Origin of the sequence: Paenibacillus sp. JJ-223, assembly GCF_927798175.1 — a bacterium.
Taxonomy (GTDB): domain Bacteria; phylum Bacillota; class Bacilli; order Paenibacillales; family Paenibacillaceae; genus Paenibacillus; species Paenibacillus hubeiensis.
Genome location: NZ_CAKMMP010000011.1, coordinates 17,542 through 32,336, shown reverse-complemented (window position 1 = coordinate 32,336; position 14,795 = coordinate 17,542). Strand labels below are relative to the sequence as shown.

The 14,795-nt window shown below is 51.9% G+C and carries 15 protein-coding genes; 13 read left to right on the top strand and 2 right to left on the bottom strand.

Annotated features, from left to right (window positions below):
- Positions 1-20: 20 nt before the first annotated feature.
- From L6H98_RS19080 to L6H98_RS19060, 5 genes are all read left to right on the top strand, one after another.
- Positions 21-1,034 carry an ABC transporter substrate-binding protein gene (locus L6H98_RS19080; RefSeq protein WP_236417481.1) on the top strand — a complete coding sequence of 338 codons (1,014 nt, stop codon included), beginning with the start codon at positions 21-23 and terminating at the stop codon, positions 1,032-1,034.
- A 24-nt stretch (positions 1,035-1,058) separates the two neighbouring features.
- A complete protein-coding gene (locus L6H98_RS19075) occupies positions 1,059-2,102 on the top strand; it encodes an iron ABC transporter permease (RefSeq protein ID WP_236417480.1) in 1,044 nt (347 codons plus the stop codon).
- On the top strand, positions 2,099-3,130 hold the full coding sequence (locus tag L6H98_RS19070) for an iron ABC transporter permease (protein ID WP_236417478.1): 1,032 nt from the start codon (positions 2,099-2,101) through the stop codon (positions 3,128-3,130). Before L6H98_RS19075 ends, L6H98_RS19070 begins: the two co-directional genes overlap by 4 nt.
- A gap of 1 nt (position 3,131) precedes the next feature.
- Positions 3,132-4,751, top strand: coding sequence for an alpha/beta hydrolase-fold protein (locus tag L6H98_RS19065; protein ID WP_236417476.1), 1,620 nt, complete (start codon positions 3,132-3,134; stop codon positions 4,749-4,751).
- 213 nt (positions 4,752-4,964) lie between these two features.
- A complete protein-coding gene (locus L6H98_RS19060) occupies positions 4,965-6,203 on the top strand; it encodes a M48 family metallopeptidase (RefSeq protein ID WP_236417475.1) in 1,239 nt (412 codons plus the stop codon).
- Between the two features lie 125 nt (positions 6,204-6,328).
- Here the strand turns inward: L6H98_RS19060 and L6H98_RS19055 are convergent, their stop codons facing one another.
- A complete protein-coding gene (locus L6H98_RS19055) occupies positions 6,329-6,610 on the bottom strand; it encodes a transposase (protein WP_236417474.1) in 282 nt (93 codons plus the stop codon).
- A gap of 398 nt (positions 6,611-7,008) precedes the next feature.
- On the opposite strand from L6H98_RS19055, the gene L6H98_RS19050 reads away from it, so the two are divergent.
- The 8 genes from L6H98_RS19050 (at position 7,009) to L6H98_RS19015 (ending at position 14,175) form a co-directional block, all read left to right on the top strand.
- Positions 7,009-7,197 carry a hypothetical protein gene (locus L6H98_RS19050; RefSeq protein WP_236417473.1) on the top strand — a complete coding sequence of 63 codons (189 nt, stop codon included), beginning with the start codon at positions 7,009-7,011 and terminating at the stop codon, positions 7,195-7,197.
- A 212-nt stretch (positions 7,198-7,409) separates the two neighbouring features.
- Complete coding sequence (gene map / locus L6H98_RS19045; protein WP_236417472.1) at positions 7,410-8,171, top strand: type I methionyl aminopeptidase; 762 nt, start codon at positions 7,410-7,412, stop codon at positions 8,169-8,171.
- Positions 8,172-8,723: 552 nt separating this feature from the next.
- On the top strand, positions 8,724-9,776 hold the full coding sequence (gene coxB, locus L6H98_RS19040) for a cytochrome c oxidase subunit II (protein ID WP_236417471.1): 1,053 nt from the start codon (positions 8,724-8,726) through the stop codon (positions 9,774-9,776).
- Between the two features lie 32 nt (positions 9,777-9,808).
- On the top strand, positions 9,809-11,698 hold the full coding sequence (gene ctaD, locus L6H98_RS19035; protein WP_236417470.1) for a cytochrome c oxidase subunit I: 1,890 nt from the start codon (positions 9,809-9,811) through the stop codon (positions 11,696-11,698).
- Entirely contained in the window at positions 11,695-12,324 is a 630-nt protein-coding gene (locus tag L6H98_RS19030; protein ID WP_236417469.1) for a cytochrome (ubi)quinol oxidase subunit III, read from the top strand. Before ctaD ends, L6H98_RS19030 begins: the two co-directional genes overlap by 4 nt.
- Before the next feature lie 3 nt (positions 12,325-12,327).
- On the top strand, positions 12,328-12,648 hold the full coding sequence (locus L6H98_RS19025; RefSeq protein WP_236417468.1) for a cytochrome C oxidase subunit IV family protein: 321 nt from the start codon (positions 12,328-12,330) through the stop codon (positions 12,646-12,648).
- Between the two features lie 105 nt (positions 12,649-12,753).
- Positions 12,754-13,677, top strand: coding sequence for a cytochrome c oxidase assembly factor CtaG (gene ctaG, locus L6H98_RS19020; protein ID WP_236417466.1), 924 nt, complete (start codon positions 12,754-12,756; stop codon positions 13,675-13,677).
- 33 nt (positions 13,678-13,710) lie between these two features.
- The gene (locus tag L6H98_RS19015) at positions 13,711-14,175 is read left to right on the top strand and encodes a DUF420 domain-containing protein (protein WP_236417464.1); all 465 of its coding nucleotides are present in this window, start codon (positions 13,711-13,713) and stop codon (positions 14,173-14,175) included.
- Positions 14,176-14,295: 120 nt separating this feature from the next.
- On the opposite strand, the gene L6H98_RS19010 is transcribed toward L6H98_RS19015, so the two are convergent.
- Positions 14,296-14,598, bottom strand: coding sequence for a hypothetical protein (locus tag L6H98_RS19010; RefSeq protein WP_236417462.1), 303 nt, complete (start codon positions 14,596-14,598; stop codon positions 14,296-14,298).
- Positions 14,599-14,795: the final 197 nt, after the last annotated feature.

Here is a 14,795-nt window from a genome sequence, read left to right as displayed (position 1 = left end):
TTAGCGGAGGGGTCAACCAGATGAAAAAAGCAACGATACTTCTGCTGTCCACCATCATGCTGGGCATGTTGGCAGCTTGCGGAGGACAGAACAATACAAGCGGCGAGGCCCAGTCGGCAGGGCAGGCCGCACAGACGAAAACAACCGAGAATGCGGCATCGGGCGAGACCGCATCGGCGACGGCGGAGAGCGGCACACGAACGGTAAATTACCTTGGAACGGACTATGAGGTGCCTGCCCAGATCGACCGATATGTCATTACCGGTGCGCTTGAAGCGATGGAGGATTCCATTCTTCTCGACATCCATCCGGTAGGAGCCATTACTTCCGGAGGCAAATTCCCGGACATGTTCGCTTCCATCACGGATCAAGCGGAGTCGATCGGTGAGAAAATCACTCCGAACTTCGAGAAAATCCTCTCCTTGAAACCACAGGTCATTCTGGGAAGCACCAAATTCGAGGCAGCGGTATTGGACAAGCTGAAACAGATTCAGACCACCATTCCGTATTCCCACGTTGCAACCAACTGGGAAGCGAACTTGATGCTGCTCGGCGAGTTGAGCGGCAAACAGGACAAGGCCGCAGAGCTGATCCAAACCTACAAATCCGATCTGGAACAAGCCAAACTGACCGTGAACGAAACGCTCAAGGATAAAAAGGTCGTGCTGGTTCGTATCCGTGACGGCGGCATTTATATTTATGGACCCGACCTGTACTTCAACACGCTCCTCTATGGCGAGCTTGGACTGACGGTGCCTGATGCCGTTGCGGCTGCGGAAAAACAAGAACTGCTGTCCATGGAACAGTTCGCTGCCATCAACCCGGACGTGCTGTTCATCCAGTTCTCGGAGGACGAGAATCCGGATAATACGGCCGCGCTTAAGGAGATCGAGAGCAATCCGATTTTCCAAAGCGTCAATGCCGTCAAGGAAAAGCAGGTGTACGTAAATATTGTGGACCCGTTGGCACAAGGGGGGACCGCATACAGCAAAATCCAGTTCTTGAAAGCTTTCATGGAAAAAGTTCAACCATAATGTCAGGGGTATGGGTATGATTCAATGTTAACTACCAAAACCATGGAACATCACGATTCGGGCTCCCGCAAAAACAGGCGGCTTGCGCTCCTGCTTGTTCTGTCTCCGGCAGCGGCGCTGCTGATCGTAACTTGTTCGGTTCTTTATGGCGCCAAGGATATTGCTCCGGATGACGTTTGGAATGCGCTGATATACTACGATTCAGGCAACGTGGACCACCAGATCATTCTGCATTCACGCATTCCGCGGGCAGCAGGTGCACTGCTGGTCGGCTTGATGCTGGCCATGTCGGGGGCTGTCATGCAGGGAGTAACCCGTAATGACCTGGCTTCGCCATCCCTGCTCGGAGTGTCGGACGGTTCGGTGTTTGCCGTTACGCTATGCATGATTTTGGTTCCAAACGTTGGCGGCTCGGGGCTGATCCTGGTATCGATGGCCGGATCGGCGCTCGGAGTTGCGCTTGTATTTGGCATGGCTGCGCTCATTCCACGAGGCAGCTCGCCCGTCACGCTGGCTATATTGGGGATCATTACAGGCATGTTCTTGAACGGTGTATCGGATGCATTAGCCATGTATTATCATATCCCGCAAAAAATCAGTTTCTGGTACAACGCCAGATTGTATCAAATGGAACTTGGAGAGCTGGAAATGGTTTGGCCATACGCCTTGGCAGGCATCATTCTCGTACTGCTTTTGTCCCGATACATCTCCGTGCTCGCGCTGGGAGAAGAGGTTTCGGCCGCGCTTGGGCAGCGGGTGCGGCTGATCAAAGGCATTTCGATGCTGGCAGTGGCTTTGTTGACCGGCATCGCGGTGGCTATTGCCGGCAAAATCGCTTTTGTCGGCCTGATCATTCCCCATGTGGCGAGAATGATCATCGGCAACGACTACCGGCGGGTCATTCCTCTATCCGGTGCGCTCGGTGCATTGTTTTTGGGACTGTGCGACATTTTGTCCCGCTTCATGAATTATCCGTTTGAGATGCCGATCGGGGTCGTGCTGGCGATCTTTGGCGTTCCTTTCTTTCTGTATCTGATTCGCCGCAGGAAGAAGGAGGTGGCATCGTGAGAAATGCAAAGAAAACGACGGCCGGTTATGCTGCCGTGATCGGTTGTACCTTGGCCGCCATTGCGGGCATGGTTCTTCTCGGACTGATGACCGGCGAGATGAAGCTTTCCATCGGCGACGTGTTAGGTACCTTATTGGGCAATCAAGGACAGTCGGACTATGATATCGTCATATTCCAGTTCCGCCTGCCTCGCATCGTACTCGGCGCATTGCTTGGGGCAGCTCTGGGCATGTCCGGGGCCGTCGTGCAGAGCCTGACGCGCAACCCGCTGGCAGACCCGGGCATTCTGGGCATCCATGCGGGCGCGGGCATGTTCGTCATCCTGTTCATGTTTGTCTTCCAGGACTTGATTCCGTCGACCGGACGGTTGGCGGTCATGCTCATGCCTCTATTCGGCGTCGCGGGTGGCGTGCTTGCGGCGCTGACGATATTCATGCTGGCGCGAAACAAGGGACATCTTGAGCCGCAGAAGCTCATTTTGGTCGGGATCGCGGTGACGACAGGATTTTCGGCGGTGACGCTGTACGTTTCCCTGAAGATGAATCCGCACGATTTCGAGCGGGCGGCAATGTGGCTTGCGGGAAGCTTGAATTCCGCCAACTGGATTTTCATCGTCTCCATTCTGCCTTGGATGGTTGTGCTGCTGCCGTACCTGTTCTGCAAAACGCGGGTGCTTGATCTGCTGCGGCTGGGCGACGACAATCTGATCGGACTCGGAATGTCCGTACAGCGGGAACGGAACTTGCTGCTGTTTGCCAGCGTGGGCGTAGTGACGGCTGGCGTGGCCGTGGCAGGCAGCATCGGGTTCGTCGGGCTGATCGCCCCTCATATGGCGATGCGGCTTACAGGACTCGCACACCGCAGATCACTTCCGATCAGCGGTTTGTTGGGCGCAGCGCTGGTGCTGATCAGCGACTACGTTGGCAGGACGGTGTTTTCCCCGTCCGAATTGCCCGTCGGCGTTGTGCTGTCCATTGTCGGCGTCCCTTATTTTGTGTGGCTGATGTGGTCACGTTCACGGAGGTAAAATGATGATTGAAATGCAGCAGCTGGAGGTGGAGGGACGCAAGCTCACTGTTTTTCTGCCTCCTTCGTATGCCTTGTCCGGAAGGCAGTATCCCGTTGTGTACCTTCACGACGGGGCCAAGCTGATGATGAGCACGTTGAACTACATGTACAGGTTGTTCCGTGAAGGTTTGCTGGCAGAGGTGATCGTTGTTGGCGTGGATAGCGAAGCACGCAATGACGAATATACTCCCTGGCCAGCGCATGCCGCGACCGAAGGGAAAGAACCGTTTGGAGGTTTGGGGGCAAACTACGTCAATGAACTGGCGGATGTGATCAAACCCGAGATCGACCGCCTGTTCCGCACGGTTCAAGATGCCCGCTCGACGGGGCTGGTCGGTTATTCGCTCGGGGGATTGATTACGCTCTATGCCGCATATCGGAGGCCCGATGCTTTCGGCAACTTTGGCATGTTATCGCCATCGACGTGGTATGAAGGTATGCTGGAGTATGTGGAGCAGCATTCGCTGCCAAACCGGGAAATCCGCATGTACATTTCGCTTGGCAATCGGGAAGGCATATATAAGAGCAATATTCAGCAAAATGCGGTGGCAAACACACTGCAAGTGTATCATCGGTTAAGCGGGCAGCTGCAGGAAACAAATCGTTTGCGTTTGGACATTTTGGATGATGCAACGCATGATCTGGTTTTTATGGCACGCCAGTTCCCGGAGGCGCTCGGATGGATGTATGGTCATAAGGGTCGGCAGGTTACCATCAAGCCAAACGAAATCAGCCGCGGCATTGCCCATAAAGGAGATGCTATCGTTACGGGGGCGAGTCCTGCTTTGCCGGGCACGGAAACATGGGACATTCGTTCCATGCGCAATGGAATGCTCTACCGCATTTTCGTTCATCTTCCGCTCAAGCCGCCTCCACCTGAAGGCTATCCGGTTTTGTACACGGTGGACGGCAATGCCTACTTTGCTTCGTTGAACGACGCGATGCGATTGCAAACCCGCCATCCGAAAGGGCTGCCCTCCGGCCTGATCGTTGCCGTCGGTTATCCGGAAGACGGACCGTTCGTGGCGGAACGCAGGTTCAGGGATTTGACGGTCCCGGATCGGCAGCAGGGATTGCGTCCGGATGGTTCTTCATGGCCGGTAAACGGAGGCGCTGACACGTTTCTGGATTTCATCGAATTTGAATTGATGCCGCAGATCGAGGGCAGGTATCCGGTGGATACGCGTCAGCAAGCGTTATTCGGACATTCGCTGGGCGGTTTTTTTACGCTGTATACGCTCATGAGGCGGAATCACTTATTCCAGAATTACGTGGCAGGCAGCCCGTCGATCTGGTGGAAAGACCGCGTTTTGTTTGACATGCTGCCTGAATTTGAGACAAGGCTTCGGAACAGCCGGTTGGACTGCTCGCTGATGATCGGCATAGGGGGAGAAGATACCAAATTGCTGGCTAATGCGAAACAATTTTACGATCGGCTGGTTCCTTACGAGGGAAGCTCCATTCAGCGACTACGGCACCACGTTTTCGAGGACGAGGGGCACATGTCGGTGCTGCAGCCGATGTTCAGCCCGATGCTCCGCTTCGTTTTTGCCAAAGAGGGCGAGAGAATGCGCATCTAAAATAAGTGGCGGCATGACACCGATAATACGAAAAACAATGCTCTGGTTCGGAATGATCCGAATCAGGGCTTTTCTAATAGATTAAGGTTGGAACGAGTTAACGTAAATGTGCAAAATGTTTGTAGTTCCCTAGATACTGTAAATCAATTGAAGTCGCTTATACAATGGTTTACAACATAAATGCCTATTAGGCGGCTTGGAGGGAAATGCATTTTGAATGACAGTGAATGGTATGTCTGTCCGGACTGCGGGCAAGACATCGAGGTCAATGAGGGCTATAAAGCCTGGTGCGAACATTGCAATTGGAACATTGCCGAGGAGGAGGAACAAGGGGAAACGGGCTGGCTCCGAACAATAAACCGGAAATTGGACGAACGTTTTTCAGGGCGCCTGCTCGATGAATTCAAGTATAGCGTAACCCGAGAGTTTCCATTGACCAAATATCGATTATATGCGTACATGCTGGCTTTAATTGTACATACGTCGACGTTAGCCATCTTGGGCCTCGCGATTCTTTGTTTTGCCACCAATTCGACTTGGCTCGGTTTTTTGGGAATACTCCTTTTATTGCTATGGATTGCGGTAATGCTTCCTTATCGCAGGCGTTTGCCAGGAAGGGTTATTACGAAAGAGGATTATCCCGAACTTCATCAACTGATCGAAGAAATACGGCAACAATTAAACGCGCCGTCTGTGCACATGATTCGGGTAACCGAGGATTACAACAGTTATATTTTAAGCTGGAAGGGGAAAAGAAAGATTCTCGTGCTCGGCATACCGCAACTTGCTGCCTTGACGACGGAAGAAAAGATAGCGATAATCAGCTTTCAAATGAGCCTGCTGGCACATCCAAATGCAGCCAAACACGCCTTTGTGGATCGGGCGATGAACCTCCTGCAATCTTGGCAGGATGCACTTGATCAGAGCGATAGCGGCATTTTGGCCATTCTTCTGTTTCCGCTTGTCATTCTGGGACAGGTCGTTGCTTTCTTTCTGGCGCTTTTTCAAATTCTGTTGATGCTGACCTTAAGGGATGAGATGCAGCGTTCCATCTACATTGCTGATTACGAAGCTTCACTGATCGCGGGCAGCCAGGCATGGAAGTCCCTGCTCCTGAAAGCAACCATGGAAGAGTTCTTTCTTACCACAGCTTTTCAAGTCGCAAAGTATCCGTATAGCAAGGAATTGTATGAAGAATTCAGACAACGCATCGCAACGATTCCGCGCAAGGAAATGTTGCGCGCCGAACGGTTGCAGGAAATGCAAGAAGTACATAACGTGTTCAACCATCCTTCCGCAAAAAACCGCTTGGAAGTCATGAGGAAGCATTGGTGTTTTGCCCCTTCATATCAGCCTGATGCAGCACAAGTAAAAAAAATTCAAGCCGAGTTTCATGATCTTGAACAGCGTTCCCAAAAGATTTTGTTAAGCCATCTTCGAGAGACTGGATAAAGGAATACGGTAAAAGGGACATTGCTTTGCTCATGGCAAGCATGTCCCTTCATTGTTGCCAGCAAGACAACACTTGCCGGTGGAGCATTTGTTGTGCTGGTCTCGATAGCACGCCGTTTTCTAATCTAGCGATCTCCCCGCTCCAAATGTCGGCGTGGATGCGTGATTTTACCCATTTTGTCCGTATCATTTTCCTTAGGAACCAAGCGCTCATCCGTTCGGCCTTCATGATGGTTGTCAAACGCAAATTCGGTCAGTTTCCATTCGCTCTTGCCGAGCACGGGATCGGCGGGAAAATGTTGTCCGCGATGAAGATGTTCCTCGCGTCCGGCTTCATTAACGTAAACGCCATCCACTTCCACCTCTTCATGGGAAAGAGGGAGCATATCGTTTTCCTTGCGTTCCATGAATGGGCACCTCCTTGAACAAGGGGAATTTGACTCAAAATGATGTCCTTGATAATATCCCCCGAACAGTCAGGTGATATGCTTTGCAGAGAATGGCAAATAAAAAGCTCAAAAATTTCGCTAAAAAAATATAATGCGGATTAAACTTTTTGGGCATGGACACCGTTATATTTATTAGGGAGAAATCGTCAATTCGAAAGATGTTTCCGAATATGCTATAATAAGATCATGATTCGAACCGAATCATATCGGGTATTGATGTGTCAGGTGCTTGCTACGCAAAGTTCCCGACCAGAAGCTTGTTCAAGCCGCGTACACAACTTCATGAATGGCATTTAAGACTTATTCGGCGTTCCTAAACGGAGCATTCACTTTCAACGTTTTGGGAGGGAATTACTATGGCAACGAAAGGTCACAATGAGGTCAAAGAAAGTTTGAGGGAGATGACTCGGATTTTCCGTCCTAAAGATCCCAAAAAATTCGTGAAGGAGTATGTGAAGAAATACCGGATTACGGGTGGATACGAGGAAGAACTGACTTCTGTGGTCGAGCATGAGCTTGTCAAAATGGATTCTTCCGTATCCTGAAACGAACGACCATGAATACTGTTCCGAATATGAATAGAACCGTCTACCGGGCCTCGGCTCCGGCAGACGGTTTTTTTTGTTGCTCACTGTTCATTCATTTTGGCTGCTGATCCAGGCGGTAGCGTTCACGATTCTTGCCTGTGTGCTTTTAAGGGGCTGTGCCTCAGGTCTTCTGCATATATATGGAATTACAACATCGGCAGGAAGGATGAATGCAAGTGGACCCTATATTGAAGACCAAAGAGGAAATCGGCTATATGCAGGAAGCAGGGCGTATTCTGAGGAGCTGCCATGAGCAGATCGAACGATGGCTGGCTTCGAGAATAACGACGCTTGAAATCAACGAACGGGTCGAGGCATTTCTGGCAAAGCAGGGGGCCACGCCGGAGCAAAAGGGATATAAAGGATACCCGTATGCGATATGTGCTTCCGTAAATGATGTGGTATGTCACGGCTTTCCGGATGAGCGAGAGCTGGCCGATGGGGACGTCATCACCATAGACATGGTGGTCAACAAAGACGGATGGCTGGCCGACTCTGCCTGGACGTATGCCGTAGGCGAGCCCGGAAGGGTTTTGCGCAAATTGATGAAGCGTACGGAAAGGGCGCTGCATCGGGCGATTGCTCAGGCAGTACCGGGCAAAACGCTCGGGGATATCGGGAATGCCATTGAGCGGGTAGCCAGACTGCACCGGTATGGCATCGTGAAACCGCTCATCGGTCACGGGATCGGTCAGTACATACACGAACCGCCGAACGTGCTTCCTTACGGCAAACGAAGAACGGGAATGATGCTTACCGAGGGCATGGTCATCACGATCGAGCCGATTTTCACGAAAGGCTCGTCGGGAGCCGTGATCTGGGATGACGACGGTTGGACCGTACGCACGGCCGACGGCAGCGTCGGCGTTCAATACGAACACACCGTGGCCATTACGGCGGATGGACCGCTTGTGCTGACAGGTGGCAGTTAGGATAGAGGCAGACCTTTGATCGTCGCGGAGCTTCACGCTGTTTTGCAGGTGATGCTGCAAATGGCGTGAAGCGGACAGGGAGGCGGGAAAAAATCTTTTGGGCCGCGGAAGGAACTGGAGTCCGCGAAAGCGAATTCCTTTTGCATAAAAGTACATTTTTTGAAACAGGATCGAAGTTGAGAAAAATAGCATGGCCTCACCGAATTATGGAAAATACTTTCAAAGTCAAAGGTTATAATTTATAACTGAAATCGTTTGCAAAACGAGTGGTGGTGCGGACTTTTTATAAATGTGAACAAAGTGTGAATATGTGTCCAAAGATTGACAAAATCATACCCTCAACTTATATTTAATAAGTGATTTGTCCATATAGAATGATTTGGAATAATGCGCAGACATACCCTTTGGAGGAAATGGAGGGAGCCATGGAAGCGTTATTTTTTCAAGTTCTTCCGTAAGATGGACAGGATTGTGGCTTCCGCCTGATGCGTTTTCTGGAGATTGTCAGGATGCCGCCATAATCTGCGAAAATGCCAAAGGTGAGGTGGATCAATGATGAAACAGTGGCAGGCCGCAAAGAGAATCGTCCCGTTAATCGCGATGTTGTCTTTGCTGCTCTCCGCATGCGGGCGGGAAGACTTGTCGGTAATGAAACCTCAGGGTCCGGTGGCGCAAAGCCAGCTCGATCTGATGAAGCTCTCCATCACGATTATGATTGTTGTGCTCATCATTGTGTTTGCGATTGCCGCTTACGTCCTGATCCGTTTCCGCAGGCGGTCCGGACAACAAGAAGTGCCCGAGCAGGTAGAAGGCAATTTCAAGCTGGAGGTCATTTGGACAGCCATTCCGCTCCTTCTGGTCGTTATTTTGGCCGTACCCACGGTCCAAACCATTTTTGCCCAAGGCGAGGACGCCTCCAAAGACAAAAATGCCATTCAAGTCCAAGTTACCTCGCATCAATACTGGTGGGAATTCACTTACCCTCAATATGACATCACCACTGCACAGGATCTCATCATCCCGACCGGGAAAAAAATCGCATTCGAATTAAAAACCGCAGACGTGCTTCATTCCTTCTGGGTGCCGTCGCTCGCGGGCAAAATGGACACAAACCCGGATGGAACCGTCAACAGATTCAGCTTCTCCGCACCAAACGAAGGCGTATACCGAGGCAAATGCGCCGAGCTGTGCGGCAGATCGCATGCCTTCATGGAGTTTAAGGTCAAGGCGGTAAGCCAGGAATCCTTCGACCGTTGGGTCAATGAAATGAAGGCGCCGGCCGTGCTCCCCGAAGATGCGCAGCTTGCCGAGAAATTCAAAACCAACTGCCTCTCTTGCCACGCGGTGGGCGATCAAGGCGGGCCGGTTGCTCCCAATCTCACCGGAATCGGCGGCAAGGAATCGGTGGCCGGGATTCTGCTAAACAAACGGGAAGGGCAGGAAGAAGGCAATCCGGTGCTCGACAACATGAAGGAATGGCTCCATGATCCTCAAAGCGTGAAGCCGGGCAATACGATGCCGAATCCGAAGGATCTCGGATTGACGGACGAAGAGATCGACGGCATTGCCGAATATTTGGCCAACTACAAATTGAACTATGAATAGAATAGCGGGGACGAAAGAGGGGGTATGGAACCTTGGCTCATGCTCATAGCGTCAAGCGCTACACGGGTTTAATGGATTGGATTACCACCGTCGATCACAAAAAAATCGCCATCCTTTATCTGATTGCCGGCGGGCTGTTCTTTGGCATCGGGGGGATCGAAGCCATTCTGATCCGGATTCAGCTGATGAAACCGATGAACGACTTCGTATCGGCCCAGGTGTTTAACGAACTGATCACGATGCATGGAACAACGATGATCTTTCTTGGCGTCATGCCGATCATTTTTGCCATTATGAATGCAGTCATTCCGCTGCAAATCGGAGCGCGTGACGTCGCGTTTCCGTTTATCAATGCACTTGGCTTTTGGACGTTTCTCTTCGGCGGGCTGCTGCTGAATCTGAGCTGGATCATGGGCGGAGCTCCCGATGCGGGCTGGACGGCCTATACGCCTCTCTCCGGCAGCGACTACAGCGGGACGCACGGGGTCGACTTTTACACGATCGGGTTGCAAATTGCAGGTTTGGGTACGTTGATCGGGGGCATTAACTTTCTCGCGACCATCATTACGATGCGTGCGCCAGGCATGTCTTACATGCGCATGCCGATGTTTGCCTGGACGACGTTTATCACGTCGGCCATTATCCTGTTCGCGTTTCCGGCCATTACGGTCGGCCTCGTATTGTTGACGTTTGACCGGATTCTCGGAGCCAACTTTTTCGATGTTTCGGGCGGGGGAAACCCCGTGCTCTGGCAGCATATCTTCTGGATTTTCGGTCACCCGGAAGTGTACATACTCATTTTGCCGGCATTCGGCATCATTTCCGAGGTGATTCCGACCTTTTCGCGCAAGCGGTTGTTCGGATACAGCTCCATGGTGTTTGCAACGATCCTCATTGCGTTCCTCGGCTTCATGGTCTGGGCGCATCACATGTTTACGACGGGGCTGGGGACGGTTGCGAACGCGCTGTTTTCAATCTCGACGATGCTCATCGCGGTGCCGACCGGGATCAAAATCTTTAACTGGCTGTTTACGATGTGGGGGGGGCAGATTCGTTTCACTGCGGCGAACCTGTTCGCCGTCGGGTTCGTTCCGACCTTTGTCATGGGCGGAGTTACGGGGGTCATGCTGGCTTCCGCGCCGGCCGACTTCCAGTTCCATGATACGTACTTCGTCGTGGCGCATTTCCACTACGTCATCGTGGGCGGCTTGGTTCTGGGCCTGTTTGCAGGGCTGCATTACTGGTGGCCGAAAATGTTCGGGCGTATCCTGAGCGAAACGCTGGGCAAATGGACGTTCTGGACGTTTATGATCGGCTTCCAGCTCACGTTCTTCGTACAGCATTTCCTCGGATTGATGGGCATGCAGCGCAGGATCGTTACGTATTTGCCGAACCAGGACTTCGACCTGTTGAACCTGGTCAGCTCCATCGGGGCATTCCTTATGGGCGTCGGAGTGATCCTGTTCCTGGTCAACATCGTCATCACAACGAGAAAACCGGCGAATGCGCCAGCCGATCCGTGGGAAGACGGAAGAACGCTGGAATGGTCCATTCCATCGCCTCCGCCGGAATACAATTTCAAGCAAACTCCGCTTGTGCGCGGAATCGATGCCTTTTGGAAGGAAAAGATGGCCGGCCACAAAGAAATGACGCCTGCGGAGCCGGTAGGACCTATTCATATGCCGTCGGCGACGCCGCTGCCGTTCGTCATGTCCGTAGGCATTTTTATCGCCGGGTTGGGCTTCATGTTCAGCAAGGACGACTTTGGCAATGCGTTGATGAACGGGCTTTTCAACAATTACATCGTCGTCATTATCGGTCTTCTGATCACCTTTGGTTCGATGCTGCTGCGCTCGCTCTATGATGACCATGGCTGGCATATCGAACCTGAGGACCAAGACGGGAAGGGGGCTGCACTATGACAACTGCACATGTCGAAACGGCAGCAAACGGAAACCTGCCCCATGAGCCGGAGAAAGCCACGCTGGAAGGCCGCAACAAGCTGATCGGTTTCTGGCTGTTCCTCGGCGGGGAAACGGTATTGTTCGGCACGTTGTTTGCCACCTTCCTGGCCCTGCGCGGCCAGACGAACGACGGTCCGACGGCTAACGAGCTGTTTCACCTGCCGCTGGTGGCGGCGGCGACCTTCATCCTGCTTGTCAGCAGTTTGACCAGCGTATTCGCCATCCAGGCCATGCACCGCGGGGATCGGAACAAACTTGCGCTATGGCTTGTCATCACGGTTGTATTGGGGCTTGGATTTCTGGGACTGGAAATCTACGAGTTCTACGAGTACGTGAAGCATAAGGAATTCGGCATGACCACGAGCGCGTTCAGTTCGGCATTTTATACGTTGGTCGGCTTTCATGGTGCCCACGTTGCTTTCGGTATTTTCTGGATCAGCATTCTGGTCGGGCAATTGTTCAGAAAAGGATTAACGGTGGTCACCGCTCCCAAAGTATACGTCTCGGCCATGTACTGGCACTTTATCGACGTCGTGTGGGTATTCATCTTTACGGTTGTGTATTTGCTTGGAAAGGTGGGGTAGCGCATGTCGGCACAGGATAAAACGGATCAGCATCCTGCAAAGCACCGTCACCGCATGGAAGGTCCGCAAAAACACGTCGTGGTATTCATATTTTCCGTTATTTTGACCCTGATTGCTTTTGCGGCCGTGAAGGCAGGCGGAGTTAACGCCACCTTTACCATTATTCTGCTGGTCGTCATGGCCATCCTGCAGGTGTTCGTTCAGTTGGGATACTGGATGCACATGAAGGATAAAGGGCATTTAATGCCCATCCTGTTCATGGCCTTTGGTTTTTTCGTAGCGTTTACTTGTATTATCATGGCTCTCTATTGGGTCTGGTGGTAAAAAGAATGACGGCGGCGCGCCAAGCGCCGTCTTTTCCCCTTTCGGGCGAGGCCCCCTAGGGGGAGCAACTCAACAACCATTAACGTTCACGGGGAGGATTCCCGTATGCTTGGATTGCAGTATTTCAGCTTCAGTGATCTTTGGAACCCGTTGGTGTTGGCGCTGTTTCTCGTTGTCGCGGCGGCCTACCTTGTGATCGTCGGTCCTTTCAGCGAGCGTGTCAAAGATGCCGAACCGGCGACGGGCACGCAGAAACTGCTGTTTCTGGTCGGATTGGCGGTGCTGTATCTGGCTCAAGCCGGCCCGTTCAATTTGCTCGGACATGTCATGTTTAGCTTTCATATGGTGAGCATGGCGCTGTCTTACCTCGTGGCGCCTCCACTGCTTATGAAAGGGCTGCCGGTCTGGATATGGCGGCGAATCGCAAGGCGAATGCCGGCCAAATCATTATCGTTTCTGGCTCATCCCATTGTGGCCGCAGTTGTGTTCAACGGCCTGTTTTCGATGTACCATTTGCCGGTTGTTCACGATTACGTCATGTTGAATTTCACGGTACATCGTTTGTACTATATCGCACTTTTTGTAACTTCCATGCTGATGTGGTGGACGCTGCTTAATCCCCTGCCGGAAGGCAGGCAAGCATCAGGGTTGTCCAAAATGGGCTTCATCTTCCTCAACATGGTGCTGTTGACGCCTGCTTGCGGACTTATTATTTTTGCGCCGCAACCGCTCTATGCCACATATAGCGATCCTTCAGTATGGGCAGAGGCGATGCGATATTGCGTATCCACGGATTCGTCGGCATTGCTAAGATCATTCGGCGGACCGGGTTTCTTTAATTTCTTGTCCTCGGCTCAAGAGGATCAGCAGGTAGGCGGCATTTTGATGAAGTTTATTCAGGAAGGGATTTTCATCTCCATGCTGGGTTACGTGTTTTTCCAATGGTATCGCAAGGAAAAGCGAGAAGATGATGACGACCCGCGTTCTTTGGACGGTACGGGCGAACCGTTTCATTCCGCGGCGAAATAACGCCAGTGATGTTGCAGCAAAGGGGGATTTGCGATGGATATGTATTTGTTGTTGCCCACGATCAGTACGGCTTTGATTGTCATCAGCGCCCTGCTGGTCGGCATCGGTTGGGTGCTGATCGTACGGGGCAAGCGGGAGGCACACCAATCGATGATGGTCGCCGGTGCCGTTGCCGCAGTATTGTTTTTTATCATTTACATGTCGCGTACCGTTTTTGTGGGGAATACGTCCTGGGGCGGCGATCCGGAGATGGAAGTGTTTTATCGGATTTTTCTGATTTTTCATATCATTCTGGCCACCGTTGCGGCGGTGTTCGGCATTTCAACCTTGGTGCTGGGATTCAAGAAAAAATTCAGTACCCATCGGCGCTGGGGCCGATTTACGTCCATGATCTGGTTTAGCAGCGCGTTGACCGGGGTCGTCGTGTATGTGCTGTTATATCTGTTGTATCCAGGCGGGCATACACGTCCCGTGTGGGAGACGATACTGGGAGCGTAGCAAACATGCATTTTCATTTATATGAAGTTTAAAAAAGGGCCGTATAGATTTGTGCACTTTGCATGCACAGATCGTACGGCCCTTTTTGGTACGGTGCGGGAAGAAACTATCCAGCCAGCATCAATCGCCGCCGCCTCCACCGCCATCACCGCCGCCGCTGTCGCCGCTGCTTCCGCTATCATGGCTGGAATGATGACCTGAATCCTGGGAGGAGGCATGATCATGATGATGGCTATGGCGATGATGCGAATCGTCCCCGAATAGGAAGGGTGCACCGGCACCGGAGTCGCTGTACGCCGAGTTGCGGCTGTCGTTGTCGCTGCGCCGCCTCTGGGCTTGATTGCGCGAAGAGCTCCATGCGATTAACGCGATGACAATGGCGATAAAGAGCACGACCGGTATGATTTGAAATAAACCATCCATTGGTAGAATCCTCCTTTCCGTAATCAGAAGTGTTGTTGATTTTATCATATCAGAAAGCTAACCCCAATTCCTGATTCAGGAAAAAAAGGGGTTGACGAGGCGAATGATGAGTCTGTATACTGTGTATATTGATATACACAGTAATCACAGTGGATCGAACTTAAGCACAACGGTTGCTTGATGTGTACAGACATGAG

What these genes read in the sequence shown, in the direction of transcription:
- L6H98_RS19080 (WP_236417481.1), top strand. Translation starts at nt 21, where the DNA reads ATGAAAAAAGCAACGATACTTCTGCTGTCCACCATCATGCTGGGCATG.
- L6H98_RS19075 (WP_236417480.1), top strand. Translation starts at nt 1,059, where the DNA reads ATGTTAACTACCAAAACCATGGAACATCACGATTCGGGCTCCCGCAAA.
- L6H98_RS19065 (WP_236417476.1), top strand. Translation starts at nt 3,132, where the DNA reads ATGATGATTGAAATGCAGCAGCTGGAGGTGGAGGGACGCAAGCTCACT.
- L6H98_RS19055 (WP_236417474.1), bottom strand. Translation starts at nt 6,610, where the DNA reads ATGGAACGCAAGGAAAACGATATGCTCCCTCTTTCCCATGAAGAGGTG.
- L6H98_RS19050 (WP_236417473.1), top strand. Translation starts at nt 7,009, where the DNA reads ATGGCAACGAAAGGTCACAATGAGGTCAAAGAAAGTTTGAGGGAGATG.
- map (WP_236417472.1), top strand. Translation starts at nt 7,410, where the DNA reads ATGCAAGTGGACCCTATATTGAAGACCAAAGAGGAAATCGGCTATATG.
- coxB (WP_236417471.1), top strand. Translation starts at nt 8,724, where the DNA reads ATGATGAAACAGTGGCAGGCCGCAAAGAGAATCGTCCCGTTAATCGCG.
- L6H98_RS19030 (WP_236417469.1), top strand. Translation starts at nt 11,695, where the DNA reads ATGACAACTGCACATGTCGAAACGGCAGCAAACGGAAACCTGCCCCAT.
- L6H98_RS19025 (WP_236417468.1), top strand. Translation starts at nt 12,328, where the DNA reads ATGTCGGCACAGGATAAAACGGATCAGCATCCTGCAAAGCACCGTCAC.
- ctaG (WP_236417466.1), top strand. Translation starts at nt 12,754, where the DNA reads ATGCTTGGATTGCAGTATTTCAGCTTCAGTGATCTTTGGAACCCGTTG.
- L6H98_RS19015 (WP_236417464.1), top strand. Translation starts at nt 13,711, where the DNA reads ATGGATATGTATTTGTTGTTGCCCACGATCAGTACGGCTTTGATTGTC.
- L6H98_RS19010 (WP_236417462.1), bottom strand. Translation starts at nt 14,598, where the DNA reads ATGGATGGTTTATTTCAAATCATACCGGTCGTGCTCTTTATCGCCATT.